An 18,469-nucleotide genomic window follows, 5' to 3' on the forward strand; every position below is an offset into this window, starting at 1 on the left:
GCGCTCAGGGACGAGACGATACGTGTACACATTGCGAATGACAGACATGGACGGGACGAGTCGGATCGTCCCGGGACATGTCACGCGTCAGCCAGGCGCCGGCACCGAGCAATAATACCCCGCCGTATAGAATGCTGGGCGCGGGAACTTCATTGAAAATCAGAAAGCCCCACATCGTGGCGACCGCAGGCGAGACGATGATGTCGATCAGCGAATAAACATTGGCATTAATGGACTTGAGCACGATCGAGATACCGAAATAGGCAAACCCCATCGATATCAGCCCCAGCCCCGCTGCCCAGAGCATCACAGGTAGAGACACTCCGAGACTCTCGTAACGAATCATGCCGGTGATATCCCCAAGCCCCACAACGAAAACCGCGGGCAACATGATCAACGCCGCAAACATCAAAGACCACGCAATGTCGTTGCCGGTTTCAGTTTTTCCCTCATGGCGCATGTAGGTGATCATCGCCGCATAAATCGCACCCACGCCCAGCGCCACCATATTGCCAAGCATGTAGCCCTCCTGCAGCGGTTTGGCAATGACAATGCCCGTCAAGGCGATCCCGAAAATGAGGATATAGCTCTTTTTCGCCTTCTCGCCGAGAAAAAGCCAGGACAGGATAAACGTGAAGAAAGGCGCAACGCTCCAGAAAATCACCGCATTGGCAATGGGCACCAGGGTCATGGCGTAGTTGAAAAAGCCGCTCTGAGCCGCAATCAGCGCACCGATCAGAAACGTGTCCTTCCAGTTGCCGCGGGGCAACTCAAGAGGCTTTTTGTTGGCCCACGGCATGGCCAGCATCAGAAATGCGGTGGCAAAGACAAAAGCGTAAAAAGTCAGCGTCTGAACTGGAACCCGGCCGTCCGTCAGTTTGACGAACACTCCGATGGTTGCCTCTGACATAGTGATCAGAGCCAGTAATACCCAGGTTTTCATCTTTCCCTCTCATCCTTTTAGCGCCAGAATGCACCCGGCACCATTGAGCACAATCAAAGCCATGGCCACCGCAGGCTTTACCCATCATAAAATCCGCGTTTCCTAAGGGGCAAACCCTATCTGCTTCAGGTTTGGTGGCCGGTAATCCGGATCCACCCGCCAGCGCTCGGCCACAGACGGATGAATGGCGGTCTCGACATCGTCCGGTTTCAGGTTACGAATCAGAGGCCTTGCAAACCGGAATACATGGCGACGTGAATTGTGCAATCTGGCACTGGCACTGGGGTTAATTCCGGCGGGCAGGTGTTCTTCTATGTCCAGACCCGCATTCCTGGCCTGCTCCACCATCCATTCCAGGGCGCTGTCAGAGGCGAGCAGCCCCTGATCGTCCGCCGGGTAACCACCGCCGATGTCGCTGTGGGAACCGGCAAACCACATCTGTTTCAGATCCAGCCCTTCCCGGGGGTCCCAGAGTGTGGGCTCAAAATCCTCCCTGCGCTCATCAATGGCCATGGCATGGCGTGCAATGCGCACGTTGTTTCCCAGCTTGGTGTCGTAAAACTCGTCCTTGCGATCAAACAGACCCATCAGCGAGAACGGCACGCCGAGGGCACCCACTGTATCCCAGGCACCCACAAACCGGATCTCCCTGGATTCATGGCTATGGGCATTACGAAAGTCCACGGATTTGGCTCCGGAGGGCTTCCAGTCATCGCCGGTTTTCTTGTAATGATCAAACGCCTGCTGGATCAGCCGCGCATCGGGCCGTTTGAGAATGCCGCAGTTGTTAATCAGCCCGCACAGGGAACGAACCGTATAAGCGCCGCGACTGAAGCCGAACAGGTAAATGTCTGTGCCGGGCGTGAAGTTCTGAACAATATAGCGGTAGGCATCCATGATGTTCTTGTGAATGCCCTGCCCGGTAACCCCGCCAATCACAGCGTTGTGGTAGGACCCAATGCCCCAGTCATAAAACACATGCTGGGGTTGGCCATCGGCTGCCAGCGGGCGAATCGCCCTGGCCAGTCTCAGAACGTTGGTGGGTACATCTTTCTGAAGATCTTCTTCGGGACGGTTCCATGTGCCATCGGCACAGATAACGAGACGCTTCACCATGGCAGACTCCTTTGCCAATAACGCGATCAGAATTTAACCACATTATAGCTCAGGGCCGGTCATCCGGCGGCGCGCCCTCATCACATTTCCGGCACTCCAGCTCAAACCCAAGCATGGACTCCCGGCCTCCTGCCGATGTCACCCAAGGGCGGTTCACCCAGGGCGGCGTGTGGCGCACATGCTGATTGTGGCCACACGCCAGCTGGGCGACCCAGTGGTTTTCTTCGTCTTTGTGATAGCCGGTGATGGGTTGTTTCATAGATTGGTCTCAGAGAGCAGCAATTACCCAGTAAATAGTGTGTCCCGATGCCATGCCAAAAGCTCATTCGATGGTGAAAATTTTTCTGGTAAAACTTGCCAAAAGGAAGTTCACAATAACAGCCCAAGAACAACGAGCTGATCGAATCGAGTCCAATTTTTGCGAGCCACAGATCAGCCACCAACGTTAGGAACAGGTTTTCACCATAGATGACATCGCTTCCTCTGGCCAAAACTCAAGGTTTTTCCATCTGAACTTTTCAAGGATGACGCCAGCCCGCCCAATCCCTTATCCTGAGGCATATCATTATTCCTCCACTATCCGCAGGAGCCGTCCCATGAAAACAGCCCACGACCTCGTAGAAGCTGCAAAGAAAGAGATTCAGGAAGTTCCGCTTGAGAAGGCAGACGATGCCATCAAGAATGCGGATCTGCTGCTGGATGTGCGCGATGCCGATGAGTACCGGGCCGGACATATTCCGGGGGCGGTGAACATTTCCCGGGGGCTGCTGGAGTTCAAGTTCACCAATGACCCTGCGTTTGAAAGCCGGAATCTCAACATCGTGTGTTATTGCAAAACATCCGGCCGGGCGGCTCTCAGCGCGAGAGCCCTGAAGGAAATGGGGTACATGCACGTGCAGTCCATCGCCGGCGGATTTGATGCCTGGCAGGAAGCGGGAAAACCGGTGGCCAAGCCCGAGCTTCCGTCGTTCGAATGATGGTCGGTTAACGGCAACAGGCCTTGAATTTCTTCCCGCTACCGCAGGGGCAGGGTTCGTTGCGGCCGGGTTTCAGCTGGCCCTCACTGGTGCTTCCACGCAGGTAATACCAGCGACCGTCTTCCTGAACAAAGTCGGAGTTTTCTTCGAGAAACCCCCAGCCGCCGCCAAGGCGGTAATTCGCCCTGAAGTGGACGGTTCCTGTGTTGCCGAATTGGGCGCTGCCCAGAATCTGCAGTGAGGCCCAGTCCGGGGAGCCCTCAAGTGTCAGCGTCTGTGGCCGGGTGCTTTGGTGCCAGGTCGCCAGGAGATAATCGGGCAGATTCAGCACGAACGCGGCATACCGGGAGCGCATCAGGGCTTCTGGCGATGGCGCTGCGTCGCCCTGGTGAAAGGGCTGGCAACATTTTCTGTAGGGTTTTCCGCTGCCGCAGGGGCAGACGGTGTTTTCAGGCTGTTGTGTCATTGGGCGTCACGATTTCCGCTATGCTGCTGTACCGGCAGTGTATCAACATCAACCCGACCCTGCCCTGGCCCTAACCCTCAACGCTCTGGTGATTTCTTTTGACGGATGTCTCGCTGTTACAGATTCTTCTGGCCAACCTGGCGGTTCTCGCCGGCGCCTGCCTGCAGGGCGTAGCCGGCTATGGCATTGGCACCCTGGCGGCGCCGCTGCTGTTCCTGATCAGCCCGCTGTTCGTGCCCGGGCCGCTCACTCTGAACGCTTCCCTGCTGACCATCTTCATGCTGGCCCGTAACCGTCGGGCCCTCCAGGTTCGCGAGGTGCGCTTTGCAGTCGGGGGTGGGGTTGCCGGCGCGGTTCTGGCGGCACTGACCTTGCTCGTGATCTCCACCAAGGGGTTTGAGCTGATCTTCGGCGTTCTGATTCTCGCCGGAGTGTCCCTCAGCCTTGGCGGGCTCAAACCGGCCCTGAACGCCCGAAACAGTGTGATGGCGGGCGCCGCCTCGACCTATATGGGCACGATCACGGCCGTCGGCGGCCCGCCCATTGCGCTTATCTACCAGAACGAGAAAGGGCCACTGGTGCGCGCGAACATGTCCGCGTTCTTTCTGGTTGCGAGCGTATTCAGCCTGGCCGCGCTGTTTGCCTCCGGCTACCTGGGTACCCGGGAGCTGGCTCTGTTTGCGGTGACCTTTCCGGGTGTTGGGGTGGGTTTCTGGTTATCCGGCAAACTGGTCAACCGCATGCCCTTCGATGGGCTTCGCCCGGTAATTCTGGCCATTGCGGCCATCGCAGGAACCGCAGCCCTGATTCGCGGCCTGATCTCGCTGTGAGTACCTAGCCCGCCCAGAGCCGGACCCGAAATCGGTTCTTGCGCCACAGGAATGCCAGCCAGAGTGCGTGGGCGTTGATCAGGAACGCCAGAATCCACTCAAAGGCATCGTCTTTACGGCTGTAGAACTCCGGTGCCACACCATTGAGTATCACCGAAAGAAGGCCGACACCCAGGGTCAGTTGGCAGAGATTCATCAGCCTTGAGCCCGCGTGTCTCCATTGCGGGTGGCTGCTCAACCCACCACTGACCAGTAATTCACAGATAAACGTGAGCGAGAAATACAGAACCACGCCGATTCGGCGAGTCAGGTTAAACCCTTCTCCGGCGTGCCCCAGCGCGAGGGTATAGGCGCCGAGGGACACGCTGGCCACCAGCCCCAGCCAGGGAATCCAGGCAACGCCTGTTGAATGAACGCCCAACTGGCGCAGCCAACGGCTGTTCAGCCACCAGAACAGGATACCCAGCAAAGCCGCAGGCAACATGGTGCCTTTGAAGATGAAATAAGAGGTGCCATACCGGCCTGTTCGGCTGATGCTGGTGCAGCTGTCCCAATAAGGCATGCACAATTCCACATGCCCCTCCAGCACCGACACCCCAAAGGTGATATGGATGGTCAGAAGAGGCACAAGCCCGGCGGCAAGTGCCAGCCACCAGAGATGAAATGAACGATGGTCTGCCATGGCAGAAGGTCCTCAGCGCATCTCCGCGGAACGGAGGTCAACCCAACGAAATCGGTCGCTAACATACTGAATGAACATTATTTGACCAGATTTTGCAATCGGGTCCATCCTGTGGGGGTGATTTTGCATCAGAATGGGGCCTCAGGGAGTCAGGATTGGTTTATGAGCGCACCGCATCAGGAAATTGTTGAAAGCCAGATCGATGTATCGGAACTCGCCATCGGCATGCATGTCATCCGCCTGGACCGCCCCTGGGAAGACACCAACTTCCTGCTTCAGGGATTTGTCATTCGTGATCAGTCCGAGATCGACGCCCTGCGCGCCCAGTGCGATTTTGTAGTGATTGAAGGGCGAGTCGACGGAACGCCCCGGGCAAAGCCTGAGAAAAGCAGCCTGAAGCCGTCGGGCCTGTTGCGCCTGTTCAAGCGAAAAACCGTTCCGGAGCCCGCCAACAGCACGGCCAAAACCGTGCCGCAGCGCAAGCGTGTCACGTACATCAACAAGGTAGATGCGGGAAAGGAGATGGAAACGGCGGTTATCCGCTTTGAGGAGGCCCAAAAGACCGCCAAGTCGATCATGTCGGGCCTCAGGGTCGGCCGCACGCTGGATCTGAACAATGCCCGCACGGTGGTCAACAGCTGTGTTGAAAGCGTGCTTCGCAATGAAAACGCACTCTTGATGCTCACCAAGATCAAGCACCAGGACGAATACACCGCCGAGCACTGCATTAACGTCGCCATTCTGGCGGCGGCGTTTGGCAAGCACCTGGGTCTACTGGAAGGCGAAATCCGCAACCTGGCGCTGTGCGGTTTGCTGCACGACGTGGGCAAAACCCGGATTCCTGATGAAATCCTCAACAAGCCGGGCGCTCTCACACCCCAGGAGTTTGACGTGATGCGCCTGCACACGACTCACGGGCGCACCATTCTGATGGGCACCAGCAGCTCCCTGAACACTGCGGTAGATGTGGCGTTCAGCCACCATGAGCGGATGGATGGTTCAGGCTATCCCCGGGGCCTTCAGGCACAACAGATTCCCTACTTTGCCAAGATTATCGGGTTGGTGGACACCTACGATGCCATTACCAGTAACCGGGTGTACGACAAGGGACGGGCCTCCATGCGGGCACTGGAAATCATCCACAAGCACCGTGGCACACAGTTTGATGAGGAACTGGCCGCTGCCTTTATCCAGATGATCGGTGTGTATCCGCCGGGCTCGATTGTTGAAATGGTGAATGGGGAGGTCGGTATCGTTGTCGAGAGTTACCCCAGCCAAAAACTCAAGCCCAGGGTGCTGCTGGTGAGAGACATCGACAAAAGCCCACTGGTGCCTTTCCGCACTCTTGATCTGAAAGCCTCACCCGAGGACGCCGCAGGAGCCCCTTATCGCATTGCCCATGAAGTCCCGGATGGCACCTACGATATTGTGTTGCAGGACTTCGTGGACGAAGGCCTGATCGTAACCAAACCTTTCAAGGCCGACGAGACGGAATAACACGGAGCAGTCTGTAACTTCCCCCGACGGTTTACGCTGCTATACTGCTCGCAAAATAATCCCCGGCAGACAAGTGATGAACTCCGGCATTCCCTCACTCAATATCCCTGCTACACCTATTGATGATGACAGATCGGAAGCCACGCCTTCCGACGGTCTGAGGGCTGTGCTTGATAATCTGGACGCCCTGGTTTATGTCTCGGATTTCGAGACCTACGATCTTCTATACATGAACGCTTATGGTCGGCGTGTCTGGGGGGCAATTCAGGGAAGGAAGTGCTGGGAAGTTCTGCAGAATAACGACGGCCCTTGCGCCTTTTGCACCAACCACTTGTTGATTGATGCCGAGGGCCTGGCTCGCGCCCCTCACGTATGGGAATTTCAGAATACCATCGACCAACACTGGTACCAGTGCCGGGACCAGGCAATTCCGTGGACCGACGGTCGTCTGGTCCGGCTCGAAATTGCTATGGACATTACCGACCGCAAGGAAATGGAGCTGGCCCTCAAGGAAGCCCATGAGCAAGCCCGGGCAGCCGCGCTGGAAGACCACTTGACCGGCCTGCACAACCGACGGGCCTTTTTCGAGTTCGGCAACCAACTGCTGAAACAATCCCGGCGGCACAAATCACCCCTGGCGATCATCATGTTCGACCTGGACCACTTCAAGCACATTAACGACAATCATGGCCACGAGGCCGGCGATGAGGTACTTCGACAGATCGGAAAAATACTGGGAAGCAAAGTTCGCGAATCCGATATTGCCGCACGCATTGGTGGCGAGGAGTTTGCGATCCTCCTGTCGGAGACCGAAACTGACGAAGCTCAGGAGATGGCTGACCGCTTGTTGAATCTGATGCGCGAGACTCCGGTTTGCTTCCGCGACGCGCCTATCGGATCAACCGCCAGCTTCGGAGTTTCCTCCCTCCGCCCCGGAGAGAAAAGCCTCGAAAGCCTTCTGGCCCGAGCCGACGAGGCGATGTACGAGTCCAAATCATCTGGCCGGAACCGGGTGCGCGTCAAAGCCTGACGAACACCCGTGCCTACCGGTTATGGTCGCTTGGTCACAGCCATGGTCAGCCGGGAAATGCAGGTGGTTTTCCCTTCTTCGTTCTCAAGCCGGATTTCCCACACCTGGGTTGCGCTACCGATATGAATGGGCTTTGCAGCGCCATACACCCAGCCCTTGGTAACCGGGCGGATATGGTTCGCGTTGATATCCAGCCCCACGGCGACAGTCTCTGGATCTTTCAGGCAACAGTTGGCGGCCATACTCCCAAGGGTTTCGGCCAGCAATACCGAAGCACCACCATGGAGAATGCCGAAGGGTTGCACGGTACGCTCATCAACGGGCATGCGGCCTTTTACGTAGTCATCGCCGATTTCCAGATACTCAATGCCCATGTAGCTGACAGCCGTGTTTTCACTGGCTTTGGCGAGGTGTTCAAGGTTCGGGGTTTGGGTCCAGATTGCCATACAGGTGCCGCTCTCTTTTTATCAGGAACAGAGTTAGAAACAGGGCATTCAGTTTATACAGATAGGATGCGAACTACCAAACCCTCTTTTACCTGTGTTCAAGGCGATGATGTGTAGAGTTTGGTGTACTCGTCAATCAACGCATCCACACGACCAGAATTCACCAGGTCGAACAACCTGTCGGCGATGCGCTCTCGTAGCTCAAAGGAATTGCAGGGGGACGCCTTGGAAAAGGTAAAAAAGAGAGCTTCCCGGCTAATCGGCGTTTCCAGTGCCACAAAATCCTCGCCGATTCCCATTTTTCCCAGCTTCACCTGCCCCTGCAACACCTCGTAAAGCACGTAATCCACGCGGCCGGCCAACGCCATCTGGAAGGATTGTTCAATGGTTCTTACACCTTCGATGCGGAGGTTTTCTTCGGCGTAGCGGTCGAAATTCTGCCCAAAACTGTTATTGATCAGGGTGCTGCCACGTTTGCCCAGCAAGTCTGGCCAGTGGCGGTAGACAAATTCGCCACCCTTGGGCACCCAAACAGCCGTTGGCAGATGGGTAATCGGAGGAAGCAGGTAATCCATGTAGCGGATGCGCTCGGAGTTGATAAAGGCACCGGCCACCATATCGATTTCACCCGACCGGGCCACATGCTGTGCCCGGGCCCAGGACCCCAGATCCCTGACAAGCACCTCCAACCCCATGGGCTCGACAATTTCCCTCAGCAGGGCAGGCACGGCGCCAGTCAGTTGATCGGGCATGCCGGGATCCCGCCAGAGCAGCGGGGGGTATTCCGGGTTGCCGCTGGCGGTGAGTGTCTTGCAGTGCGGATCATCAGAAGCAGTGACGGGAACACCCAAAAACAGCGTCGCTAACAGAGCACACAATTGGGAGAAAACTCTCAACATCGGTTTACTCAACTCTGACAAGTACCTCTTTTTCCCAGCCCAGACGACCGGTTTGCGCAATCTGGCGCCGGATACCCGGCACCGGCCGTATCATGAACAGATCGCCGTTCCGGCCAACCATGGCCCGGGGGACTCCCTTTGCTTTGGCAATGTCCGCGTGGGTTTCCATGTGTTCGGCCTCACCATGGACCGGAATGGCTATTGCCGGTTTCACCCACTGATACATTAACTCCAGCTCTTCCTGGGCCGGATGACCTGAAGCATGAATTGGTAAATCCGCATCCTCGGCGGTGATAACCCTGACTCCCATATCCTTGAGCCGGCTGATCAGTGCTTCTATGGACTCCTCGTTTCCCGGAATCGCCCGGGCACTGAAGATAACCGTGTCGCCCGACTCCAGCTCGAAATCCGGGTGGTTACCAGCTGCCAGCCGTCGCAGCGCCGTCCGAGGTTCGCCCTGGCTGCCAGTGGCCACGGCAAGCACTTCATTTCGGGGCAGATACCCGAGATGGGAAGGGGTAATCAACTGGTCTGCCGTATCCCATAGCCCTGCCGCTTTCGCCGCACCGCTCATATTGATCAGGGAGCGGCCCAGCAATCCCATGTAGCGCCCGCTCTCACGGGCGATCGAAGCCAGGGTGTGCAACCGGGCAATGTTGCTGCCAAAACAGGTAACGACCACACGCCCCTCGGCCAAGCTGATGGCTTGCAATAGTCCGGCATGCAACGCGGCTTCGGAGACAGAATGGCCGGGCACGGTGGCATTGGTGGAATCGCACACCATGGCAGCCACGCCCTCGTCGGCCAGGTCAGTGAAGGTTTTCCTGGAATAGCCATGACCCACCAGCGGCTGCTCGTCCAGTTTCCAGTCACCACTGTGGAAGATATTGCCAACACCAGTGCGAATCATAAGGGCGTTCGGATCCGGAATGGAGTGAGTCAGTGCCAGCCACTGCACGCTGAACGGGCCAATCTGCTTGCTCTGGCCGGTTTCCACTACGATGATTGGAACCCGATGCAGCAGGTCAAACTCGGCCAGTTTCCGGCGCAGAATTTCGGCGGTGAACCGGCTGGTGTAGATGGGGCATTGCAGCAGGGGCCAGAGGTAAGGCACAGCCCCCACGTGATCTTCATGGGCATGGGTAATGATGAGTCCCGCCAGGCGGTCGCGGCGATCGGCAATAAACGCCGGGTCCGCCATTTGCACCGGAGGCTCGCCACGATGGTGCACTGTGCCGTCGGCAGCAATACGGCCGGGCTTTGGAAAGGTGACGCCACAGTCCACCATCAACCAGGCGCCATCGTGGCCATACAGGTTGAGGTTCATGCCAATTTCGCCGGTACCACCCAGCGGTAAAAACCAGAGATCGGACGGTCCGGGAATCATTGGGCGGCTCGGTCCAGGTACTTCAACACCAGATCCTCGTGTATGCCTTCCATTTCGATCAGTTTCAGCGCTGCCCGGATATCATCCGCGTATTGAAGCACCGGTGAGTTTTTCGCCACCGCGATGTAGGAGCGCTCACCCGGTACGAAAAATGGCGAAATATCCGCCTGTACACCCAACTTATCAATCACATAAAGCCCCACAAGCTCTGGCGCGATGACGACATCCACCCGACCCTTCTGCATCATCAACATCAGGTTTTCGTAGCGCGGCGCGGGCTCTTTCAGCAGTTTTTCATCATTGTCGAACCGCTGGAAATAGGAAGCGCCTTCCAGGACACCAACGGCTCGGCCATAGAGGTCTGAGTAACGTTCGATCTTGTGTTCATTGTTCAGATAGAAAAACAGCCTTCGTTCCGGTGGGAAGGCTGGCGCCACAAATTCCATCAATTCAGCACGCTCGTCAGTCTCGACAGGGCCGAGCATGACATCAACCTGCCCTTCCTGAACCATTCTCAGCACACGGCGAAAAGGTGCCTCCCGGTAATGAACTTTCCAGCCCAGGCGATCGGCGATTTCTTCGAATATTTCCACGTAGAGACCGGTTCTCTCGCCATCTTCGATAATCCGGTATGGCGGAGCATGATTAGCACCCACGGTCACCGTCAGTGCTGCTACCGTTTCCGTGCCCTGTTGGGCCACAGCGGGAAGCGCCAGCGCCATCATGAGGGCGGCTATGAATACTCGCATTCCTGTTGTCCTTGCCTGGGTGCTTTCGCGTTCTTTCAGGTCTGGTGATCTGTCTCAAGTATAGACGGTTCAAGATCCGGGGGGGCGGGATTTACGTATCGCTGGTTGAATTCAATCACCGACGGCACAAGGTTCTATCACAGAGCAGTCAATAAGTGTCATTCATTCGTCAACGAAAAGGACCGACACCATGAAGATTCTGATGGTTCTCACCTCCCATGACCAGATGGGCGATACAGGCAATAAGACCGGCTTCTGGCTCGAAGAGTTCACGGCACCTTACTATGTTTTCCGGGATGCGGGCGCGGACATCACCATTGCCTCACCAAAAGGCGGCCAGCCGCCGGTGGATCCCAACAGCGAGGTGGAAGAGGCCCTGACCGACACCACCCGCCGTTTCGAGCAGGATGCCCACGCCAAGGAATCCCTGGCCAGCACCAAGAAGCTGAGCGACGTGGACATGAACGAGTACGACGCCATCTTCTACCCGGGTGGCCATGGACCGATGTGGGACCTGGCCAATGACGACAAATCCGTTGCCCTGATCAAGGCAGCGTACGAGCAGGACAAGGTGATCGGTGCCGTATGCCACGCGCCGGCCGTGTTCAAGAACGTGGAAGTGAAGCCCGGCCAGAACATTGTTGGTGGCCGCGAAGTGACTGGCTTCAGCAACAGCGAGGAAGAGGCCGTGGGCCTGAGCGGCGTGGTGCCCTTCCTGCTGGAGGATATGCTGAAGGAAAACACGGCCACCTATACCCGGGGTGACGACTGGGCCCCGCACATCGTGGTGGATGGTAAGCTGATTACTGGCCAGAATCCGGCCTCTTCCGAAGGGGCGGCAAAAGCGGTCCTGCAAGCCTTGCAGGAAAATTGATCAATTGAAGTTGGTCTCTCGAAGCTGGGGTCAGATGAAATTTTCATCTGACCCCAATTTCCTCTCCCATCTGTGCTAACGTTTTGAGGAATATCTCAAAAGGTTAGCCATCGCTATGAGCAATCCCAAACACACCCTTTTCTGGATGACGCTTTTCCTGGCCGTTGTGGCTGTCGTCGGCGTGCTGATTCACAGGCCCCTGATCGAAGCCTTCATGGCAAACTGGGTATTCAACCTGTTGATTGTCTTTGTTTTGCTGATCGGCATCGGGCTCACCTACCGGCAGGTTTTTGTATTGTTCCCCGAAATGCGCTGGATTTCCCAGTTCCGCACCGGCAACGCCGGCCTGTCGGTGCTGCAGGAACCCCGCCTGCTCAAACCCCTGGCACGACAACTGGGTGAAGACGCCAAGCGGGACCGTTTTACCCTGTCGACCCTGTCGCTGCGCACCGTGCTCGATGGCATTCACTCACGGATGGACGAGCAACGGGAAATCACCCGCTATTTCATCAGCCTGCTGATTTTCCTGGGGTTGCTGGGCACCTTCTGGGGCCTGCTCGGTACCATCAATGCCGTTGGCGAGGTCATCACCAACCTGGATATGAGTCAGCAAGATTTTGGCAAGGTCTTCGGAGACTTGCAGGCCGGCCTGCTGACGCCGCTGCAGGGCATGGGCACCGCCTTCAGCTCCTCTCTGCTGGGCCTCGGCGGCTCTCTGATTCTCGGGTTTCTGGACATCCAGGCGGGCCATGCCCAGAACCGTTTTTACGACGGTCTTGAAGAATGGCTGACCAGTGTGACCAATCTGGTCGACCGCGTTGATGCCGAGAAAGAGCTGACATGATCGGTTCCCGGCGTCGAACCCGCAGCACCGTCAACGTCTGGCCAGGCTATGTGGATGCCCTGTCAGCCCTGCTGATGCTGATTATTTTCATGCTGCTGGTGTATGTGGTGAGCCAGCTCTACCTGTCCCAGACCCTGTCGGACCGCAACTCGGAACTGGCCCGGCTGAACCAGCGGTTGTCGGAAATTTCCGAATTGCTCGGCCTTGAGCAAAGTAAAACCCGTGCCCTGGAACAGGAAATGGCGTCGGTTCAGGATGCCTACAGCGCCAGCCTGGCGCGACTTGAGAGCACCCGCGAACGGTTGATGCAACAAACCGCCAACGCCGAAGCGCAGGCGCAACGACTGCAAAGCATGGACGAAGCACTGGGTGAAAAAGAGGAACTCTCCACCAGCCAGCAAAACATGATCCTCCGGCTTTCCAACCAGATCGCGTCACTGCGGGCGCAACTGAGCCAGATCACCGCGGCCCTGAAACTGCAGAAGGAGAGGACAGCGGAGAAGGATAGTGAGCTGTCGGAAGTCAGCCGCCGCCTCAACACGTTGCTGGCCGAGCGGGTGAACCAGCTGGAGCAGTACCAGTCCGAATTCTTTGGCCGGCTGCGGGATATCCTGGCCAGCAACGAGAACATCCGGGTGGTGGGCGATCGTTTCCTGCTGCCCTCGGAATTGTTGTTTGCCTCGGGTTCGGCAGACCTGGGTGAGGAGGGCAAGCGCGAACTGGACAAGCTGGCAAAGCTGTTGCTGGACGTCGCCAACAAGATTCCGGATGACGTGGACTGGATTCTGCGAATCGACGGCCATACCGATGTTGTTCCTATCAACACCCCCAAATTCCCCTCCAACTGGGAGCTTTCCACCGCCCGCGCCGTAGCAGTGGTCCGCTACCTGGCAGCGCAGGGGGTTCCTGAGAGGCGCATGGTGGCCGCCGGCTTCGGCGAGTTCTTCCCGGTGGCGGAAGGCACCTCGCCCGAAGCCCTACAGAAGAACCGGCGGATCGAGCTCAAGCTGACTGATCGCTAGCGGTTTGCGAGTGCATTAACAGGGCGTTAACGGTCGTAGTGTAAGGCGCGTCGATACCCATCTGCGAGCAACGGCGCAGAACCGCGCCGGCAATGCTGTCGAGCTCCAGTGGCCGGCCCTTTTCCTTGTCCACCAGCATGGAGGTCTTGATGGCGTTGAAGTTGCTGATCAGCTCGAACATCTCCGCAAGATCCGCTGACCCGAGATTGACGCCATCGGCTTTCGAGGCGGCCACCGTCTCCGCCATCATCCCGCGAACTATTTTCTGGAATTCCGGGTGATGCGTAAGGCTTTGGGTATCCAGACCGGTCAACGCCGAGAGTGGGTTTACTCCGTTGTTGATCACCAGTTTGCGCCAGAGCTCGTAGCGGATGTTGTCGGAAACCGTTGTGGGAATACCGGCCGCCTCGAATTCGTCCCGTAATTGCTCCAGCAAGGCGCGACGGGAACCGGGTTCCGCCGCGACAGGCCATTCGCCCATGATAACCTGCGCCGGACCTTCGGCCTCAACCACCCCCGGCTGCAAGATGTGACCACCGATCCTGACGGCCAGACCACCCAGCACTCTGTGTTCTCCCAGCAGTGATGCCAGCTCCGGTTCGTTGTCGACGCCGTTCTGAAGTGACAATACCGGTACCTTGCCGTGAAAAAGCCAAGGCCCCAGTTCTTTCAGCATCGTTTCGGTGGCGGTTGATTTGAGGGTAACCACCACCACGTCGAAATCATCCGGCCGGTACCGGGCAACCACGCCCGCATGATCCATGGCCTGAACCGGGAAGGACCACACTTCATCGCCGTACTGAACGGTCAGCCCCTGCTCCTGCAGGGCCGCCAGGTGCGCGCCCCGGGCGGTGAGTACCACATCGTGCCCGGCGTGCAATAGTCGGGCGGCGTAGTAACCACCTATGCCACCGGCACCTACAATCAGAAATTTGAGCATCTACGGAACCCTTTGTGTTTTCCGCAGTTTATTGCATCCAGCCGTAACCGGCGAGTGACTGGCGACCTTCATTCAGTGAAAAACCGAATACCCGCTGGGGTGCCTTGAGACCACCGAGGCTGAAGGCCGTGTTCAGCACGCACAGGGTTGGATCCGCCACAGGGGTATCCCGAACCGGTGTTTTCCGGCGACCAACAAGATTGGATCGTGACATGGCCTGAAGCCAGAGCTGTTCATGCTCCCACTGCTGAATAAGATTTCGGATAGAGGCATCGTGGGGCTGGTGATGAGTAATCTCCCCTGCCCCGGTGTCCTTCTGATCCAGGCAGATCAGCAACACCCCCTGATCCCGAAGCGCTTCCAGACAACGACCAATCTGCCGATAGCTGTCACTGGTCATCCCGGTATTCAGCCTGAGTTCGATAACTTCGTCCGGCGCCAGGCCTATCATGCTTTCTGCCAGCACATGCAGTGCGGGACTACGGCTGCCAGCAATGGCAACGTCAAATTCCCGCTCAGCCATAAGCAATTGCAAACGCTCCGCAAGAAGCCCCTGACCGCATTGATGGAAAATCTCAGGCTGTTCCGCCCCCGCTCTCGATGTTATGAAAGCAACACTGCCGACAGGCAGATCCTGTCCTATAAGACGACGGAGGCGAGGCTGGCGTAGGGGGCCTGAGAGCGCGCCTCTGTCACAGGAGATGTATAACACGGGCAATTTTGACACAAAGCCTCCCGTCGGGCCGCAATGGAAATAACCGGCCAAATGAACGGGGCGCTATCGCCCCAGTTTTTTGACCGACTGCCCACCAATACCGAAGTGTTGCCTGGGCATTTCTGTGATGATGATCCGAACGTTTTCTGCAGGCGCACTTAGTGAGCGTGAAATCGCATCAGTTACCTCTCTGATGAGCATTTCCTTCTGCTCATCAGACCGGCCTTCCAGAATGTTAATCTGTGCAACAGGCATAGAGCCTCCTTATTCAAAACGGGCGGATACTGTGCCCAGGCCCTGGTAACGAACAGTGATGTTGTCACCCGGTTCAACGGCAATTGCGGCGGTAATACCACCGGTCATGATGAAGGTTCCAGCCGGAATGTGTTCACCCCGCTCCGCCAGCAGGTTTGCCAGCATGGCGACACTCGAGGCCGGATGGCCCAGCACAGCTGCACCGGCGCCCACGTCGACAACCTCGCCGTTCTTCTCAACCACGACACCCAGGGTTTTCAGGTCCACATCGGCAACATCGGCCATCTGCCCGCCGGTGATGAACCGGGTGGATGAGGCGTTGTCCGCTACCACACTCACCAGGTCGAACTTGAAGTTCTCATAGCGTGAATCGATCACTTCGACGGCCGGTATAACGAAGTCAGTCGCCGCCAGAACCTGGCCGATGTGGCAGCCCGGCCCTTTGAGAGGCGCCTTGGTGACAAAGGCAATCTCGGCTTCGATTTTCGGATGGATCAGTTCTTTGGTGTTGACCACACCACCGTCAGGGACGCTGAAGTAATCCGCCAGGAAGCCATAGATCGGCGTCTCCACGCCCATCTGGGCCATCTTGGCCCAGGACGTCAGCCCCATTTTCATGCCAACGATCTTGTTGCCCCGTTCTTCCTTGCGGCGGCGAATTTCCCATTGAACGTCGTAGGCATCCTCGAAGGTCATATCCGGGTAATCATTGGTGACCTTGGTAATGTCATGGGCCTGCAGTTCGGCGTTTTCCACGTGTTCGGCCAGGGCCAGCATCTGCTCACGGCTCAATGTCTTACTCATGCGTTTTGCTCCTTCTGGGCGGCCAGCAGATCCAGCGCCACATCCACAATCATGTCTTCCTGGCCACCCACCATGCGGCGGCGGCCAAGCTCAACCAGAATATCCACGGTCTTTAGCCCGTACTTCTGCGCCGCCACTTCAGAGTGGCGCAGGAAGCTGGAGTAAACACCGGCATAACCCAGCGCCAGGGTTTCGCGGTCCACCCGCACCGGGCGATCCTGCAGGGGCCGAACGATATCGTCGGCGGCGTCCATCAGGGCATAGACGTCAGTGCCGTGTTCCCAGCCCATCTTGTCGAAGGCGGCGACACACACTTCCAGCGGCGCATTACCGGCACCGGCACCCATGCCCGCCAGCGAGGCATCAATCCGGTCGCAGCCTTCTTCGACGGCAACAATGGAATTGGCCACACCCAGGGCGAGGTTGTGGTGAGCGTGCATGCCGGTCTGGGTTTCCGGCTTGAGCACATCCTTGAGCGCCCGGAAGCGGTCGCGGATGTCGTTCATGTTCATGGCACCGCCCGAGTCCACCACGTACAGGCAGGTGGCGCCGTAGTCTTCCATCAGCTTCGCCTGTTCCGCCAGGCCCTGTGGCGTCTGCATGTGACTCATCATCAGGAAGCCCACAGTATCCATGCCCAGTTTTCTTGCGTGTTCGATGTGCTGCCTGGACACATCCGCCTCGGTGCAATGGGTGGCCACCCGTACAATGCGGGCGCCCGCGTTGTAGGCGTTGTCCAGATCGTGAACGGTACCAATACCCGGCAGCAGCAGGGTAGCGATCTTGGCGTGAGTCACCACTTCGGCCACGGCTTCAATCCATTCCAGATCGGTGTGGGCGCCGAAGCCGTAGTTGAAGCTGGAGCCCTGAAGGCCGTCACCGTGGGCCACTTCGATGGAGTCCACCCTGGCCTTGTCCAGAGCACGGGCAATGTTCTGCACGTTCTTGATGGAGTACTGGTGCCGGATGGCGTGGCTGCCGTCCCGCAGGGTCACGTCGGAGATGTAGAGTTTCTTGCCGGGATTAAAAGTCATTGTTCGTTCCTCCTCAGTTGACCAGCGATTCGGCAATGCGCTCGGCGGTGCCCAGTGCTGCAGAGGTCATGATGTCCAGGTTGCCGGCGTAGGCCGGGAGGTAATGGGCGGCGCCTTCCACTTCCAGGAAGATGGAGGTCTTCAGGCCGCTGAAGCGGCCCAGGCCCGGGACGTTCATGGGCTGATCCGCCGGAATGTCGTCAAACTGCACTTTCTGTTTCAGGCGGTAGCCCGGCACATAGCTGTTCACGGCCTTGACCATCTCCTCGACGGACGCTTCCACTTCCGCTTTGTCTGCGGCATCCGAAAGTACGTAGACGGTATCCCGCATCAGCAGCGGTGGCTCGGCCGGGTTCAGAATAATAATGGCCTTGCCCTTCTGGGCGCCGCCCACCACTTCGATGGCCCGGGAGGTGGTTTCGGTAAACTCGTCAATGTTGGCGCGGGTGCCCGGGCCGGCCGACTTGCTGGAGATCGACGCCACAATCTCGGCGTAATGGGCCTTGGCCACTCGTGAAACCGCCGCCACCATGGGAATGGTGGCCTGGCCGCCACAGGTGACCATGTTGACGTTGCCTTCCTGGAGCTGTTGCTCCAGGTTCACCACCGGCACACAGTAGGGACCAATGGCCGCCGGCGTCATATCGATGATCTTGATGTTCTCTTTGTGGCCGCGCAGGAACACTTCATTATGCATATGGGCCTTGGCGGAGGTGGCATCAAAGACAATGTCGATGTCGGCGAATTCCGGCATTTTCACCAGGCCGTCCACGCCTTCGTGGGTGGTGGCCACACCCATGCGGGCGGCACGGGCCAGGCCGTCGGATTCAGGATCGATGCCCACCATGGCACCCATCTCTATGTTCTTGCCATTGCGCAGGATCTTGATCATCAGGTCGGTGCCGATGTTGCCCGAGCCAATGATGGCTGCTTTCAGTTTTTTGCTCATAGCCTATTCC

Annotated in this window: 22 protein-coding genes; 7 read left to right on the forward strand and 15 right to left on the reverse strand. The window is 57.6% G+C overall.

Annotated elements, in window-relative coordinates:
* Positions 1 to 4 precede the first annotated feature (4 nt).
* The 3 genes from CLH62_RS09480 to CLH62_RS09490 form a co-directional block, all read right to left on the reverse strand.
* Positions 5 to 943, reverse strand: coding sequence for a DMT family transporter (locus CLH62_RS09480; RefSeq protein WP_099617919.1), 939 nt, complete (start codon positions 941 to 943; stop codon positions 5 to 7).
* A gap of 102 nt (positions 944 to 1,045) precedes the next feature.
* Complete coding sequence (locus tag CLH62_RS09485) at positions 1,046 to 2,059, reverse strand: DUF2235 domain-containing protein (RefSeq protein ID WP_099617920.1); 1,014 nt, start codon at positions 2,057 to 2,059, stop codon at positions 1,046 to 1,048.
* A 49-nt stretch (positions 2,060 to 2,108) separates the two neighbouring features.
* The gene (locus tag CLH62_RS09490) at positions 2,109 to 2,318 is read right to left on the reverse strand and encodes a DUF3565 domain-containing protein (RefSeq protein WP_099617921.1); all 210 of its coding nucleotides are present in this window, start codon (positions 2,316 to 2,318) and stop codon (positions 2,109 to 2,111) included.
* A gap of 337 nt (positions 2,319 to 2,655) precedes the next feature.
* Here CLH62_RS09490 and CLH62_RS09495 point away from each other — a divergent pair, with 337 nt between their 5' ends.
* Positions 2,656 to 3,036, forward strand: coding sequence for a rhodanese-like domain-containing protein (locus CLH62_RS09495; RefSeq protein ID WP_099617922.1), 381 nt, complete (start codon positions 2,656 to 2,658; stop codon positions 3,034 to 3,036).
* Positions 3,037 to 3,043: 7 nt separating this feature from the next.
* Here the strand turns inward: CLH62_RS09495 and CLH62_RS09500 are convergent, their stop codons facing one another.
* Entirely contained in the window at positions 3,044 to 3,502 is a 459-nt protein-coding gene (locus CLH62_RS09500) for a YchJ family protein (RefSeq protein WP_099617923.1), read from the reverse strand.
* A 98-nt stretch (positions 3,503 to 3,600) separates the two neighbouring features.
* On the opposite strand from CLH62_RS09500, the gene CLH62_RS09505 reads away from it, so the two are divergent.
* Positions 3,601 to 4,332, forward strand: coding sequence for a sulfite exporter TauE/SafE family protein (locus tag CLH62_RS09505; RefSeq protein ID WP_099617924.1), 732 nt, complete (start codon positions 3,601 to 3,603; stop codon positions 4,330 to 4,332).
* A gap of 4 nt (positions 4,333 to 4,336) precedes the next feature.
* Here the strand turns inward: CLH62_RS09505 and CLH62_RS09510 are convergent, their stop codons facing one another.
* Positions 4,337 to 5,014: a hypothetical protein gene (locus CLH62_RS09510; RefSeq protein ID WP_099617925.1), complete on the reverse strand. Its 678-nt coding sequence runs from the start codon at positions 5,012 to 5,014 to the stop codon at positions 4,337 to 4,339.
* Between the two features lie 162 nt (positions 5,015 to 5,176).
* Here CLH62_RS09510 and CLH62_RS09515 point away from each other — a divergent pair, with 162 nt between their 5' ends.
* Entirely contained in the window at positions 5,177 to 6,511 is a 1,335-nt protein-coding gene (locus CLH62_RS09515; RefSeq protein WP_099617926.1) for a cyclic di-GMP phosphodiesterase, read from the forward strand.
* A gap of 76 nt (positions 6,512 to 6,587) precedes the next feature.
* On the forward strand, positions 6,588 to 7,541 hold the full coding sequence (locus CLH62_RS09520) for a GGDEF domain-containing protein (protein ID WP_099617927.1): 954 nt from the start codon (positions 6,588 to 6,590) through the stop codon (positions 7,539 to 7,541).
* A gap of 20 nt (positions 7,542 to 7,561) precedes the next feature.
* Here CLH62_RS09520 and CLH62_RS09525 read toward each other — a convergent pair whose 3' ends face one another.
* The 4 genes from CLH62_RS09525 to CLH62_RS09540 all read right to left on the reverse strand — a co-directional run bounded on the left by CLH62_RS09525 (position 7,562) and on the right by CLH62_RS09540 (position 11,022).
* Positions 7,562 to 7,987: a hotdog fold thioesterase gene (locus CLH62_RS09525; RefSeq protein WP_099617928.1), complete on the reverse strand. Its 426-nt coding sequence runs from the start codon at positions 7,985 to 7,987 to the stop codon at positions 7,562 to 7,564.
* A gap of 98 nt (positions 7,988 to 8,085) precedes the next feature.
* The gene (locus CLH62_RS09530) at positions 8,086 to 8,886 is read right to left on the reverse strand and encodes a substrate-binding periplasmic protein (RefSeq protein ID WP_099617929.1); all 801 of its coding nucleotides are present in this window, start codon (positions 8,884 to 8,886) and stop codon (positions 8,086 to 8,088) included.
* A gap of 4 nt (positions 8,887 to 8,890) precedes the next feature.
* Entirely contained in the window at positions 8,891 to 10,273 is a 1,383-nt protein-coding gene (locus tag CLH62_RS09535; protein ID WP_099617930.1) for a ribonuclease J, read from the reverse strand.
* Complete coding sequence (locus CLH62_RS09540) at positions 10,270 to 11,022, reverse strand: substrate-binding periplasmic protein (protein ID WP_099617931.1); 753 nt, start codon at positions 11,020 to 11,022, stop codon at positions 10,270 to 10,272. The genes CLH62_RS09535 and CLH62_RS09540 overlap by 4 nt, the downstream gene beginning before the upstream one ends.
* A 190-nt stretch (positions 11,023 to 11,212) precedes the next feature.
* On the opposite strand from CLH62_RS09540, the gene CLH62_RS09545 reads away from it, so the two are divergent.
* From CLH62_RS09545 to CLH62_RS09555, 3 genes are all read left to right on the forward strand, one after another.
* Positions 11,213 to 11,896, forward strand: coding sequence for a type 1 glutamine amidotransferase domain-containing protein (locus CLH62_RS09545; protein ID WP_099617932.1), 684 nt, complete (start codon positions 11,213 to 11,215; stop codon positions 11,894 to 11,896).
* A 115-nt stretch (positions 11,897 to 12,011) separates the two neighbouring features.
* Positions 12,012 to 12,740 (forward strand): MotA/TolQ/ExbB proton channel family protein, encoded by a 729-nt coding sequence (locus CLH62_RS09550; RefSeq protein WP_099617933.1) that lies wholly within the window; start codon positions 12,012 to 12,014, stop codon positions 12,738 to 12,740.
* Positions 12,737 to 13,762, forward strand: a complete 1,026-nt coding sequence (locus CLH62_RS09555) for a peptidoglycan -binding protein (RefSeq protein ID WP_099617934.1) — start codon at positions 12,737 to 12,739, stop codon at positions 13,760 to 13,762. Before CLH62_RS09550 ends, CLH62_RS09555 begins: the two co-directional genes overlap by 4 nt.
* Here CLH62_RS09555 and CLH62_RS09560 read toward each other — a convergent pair.
* The 6 genes from CLH62_RS09560 to CLH62_RS09585 all read right to left on the reverse strand — a co-directional run bounded on the left by CLH62_RS09560 (position 13,743) and on the right by CLH62_RS09585 (position 18,459).
* Complete coding sequence (locus CLH62_RS09560; protein WP_099617935.1) at positions 13,743 to 14,702, reverse strand: ketopantoate reductase family protein; 960 nt, start codon at positions 14,700 to 14,702, stop codon at positions 13,743 to 13,745. The genes CLH62_RS09555 and CLH62_RS09560 overlap by 20 nt on opposite strands.
* Positions 14,703 to 14,730: 28 nt before the next feature.
* Positions 14,731 to 15,225, reverse strand: a complete 495-nt coding sequence (locus CLH62_RS09565) for a class III extradiol ring-cleavage dioxygenase family protein (protein WP_228152817.1) — start codon at positions 15,223 to 15,225, stop codon at positions 14,731 to 14,733.
* A gap of 255 nt (positions 15,226 to 15,480) precedes the next feature.
* Positions 15,481 to 15,672, reverse strand: a complete 192-nt coding sequence (locus CLH62_RS09570) for a 2-hydroxymuconate tautomerase (protein WP_099617936.1) — start codon at positions 15,670 to 15,672, stop codon at positions 15,481 to 15,483.
* A 9-nt stretch (positions 15,673 to 15,681) separates the two neighbouring features.
* Positions 15,682 to 16,476: a 2-oxo-3-hexenedioate decarboxylase gene (gene dmpH / locus CLH62_RS09575; protein ID WP_099617937.1), complete on the reverse strand. Its 795-nt coding sequence runs from the start codon at positions 16,474 to 16,476 to the stop codon at positions 15,682 to 15,684.
* Positions 16,473 to 17,510 (reverse strand): 4-hydroxy-2-oxovalerate aldolase, encoded by a 1,038-nt coding sequence (gene dmpG, locus CLH62_RS09580; protein WP_099617938.1) that lies wholly within the window; start codon positions 17,508 to 17,510, stop codon positions 16,473 to 16,475. The genes dmpH and dmpG overlap by 4 nt, the downstream gene beginning before the upstream one ends.
* A gap of 13 nt (positions 17,511 to 17,523) precedes the next feature.
* Positions 17,524 to 18,459: an acetaldehyde dehydrogenase (acetylating) gene (locus CLH62_RS09585; protein WP_099617939.1), complete on the reverse strand. Its 936-nt coding sequence runs from the start codon at positions 18,457 to 18,459 to the stop codon at positions 17,524 to 17,526.
* Between the last annotated feature and the right edge of the window lie 10 nt (positions 18,460 to 18,469).

The organism is Marinobacter guineae, from assembly GCF_002744735.1.
Lineage (GTDB): Bacteria > Pseudomonadota > Gammaproteobacteria > Pseudomonadales > Oleiphilaceae > Marinobacter > Marinobacter guineae.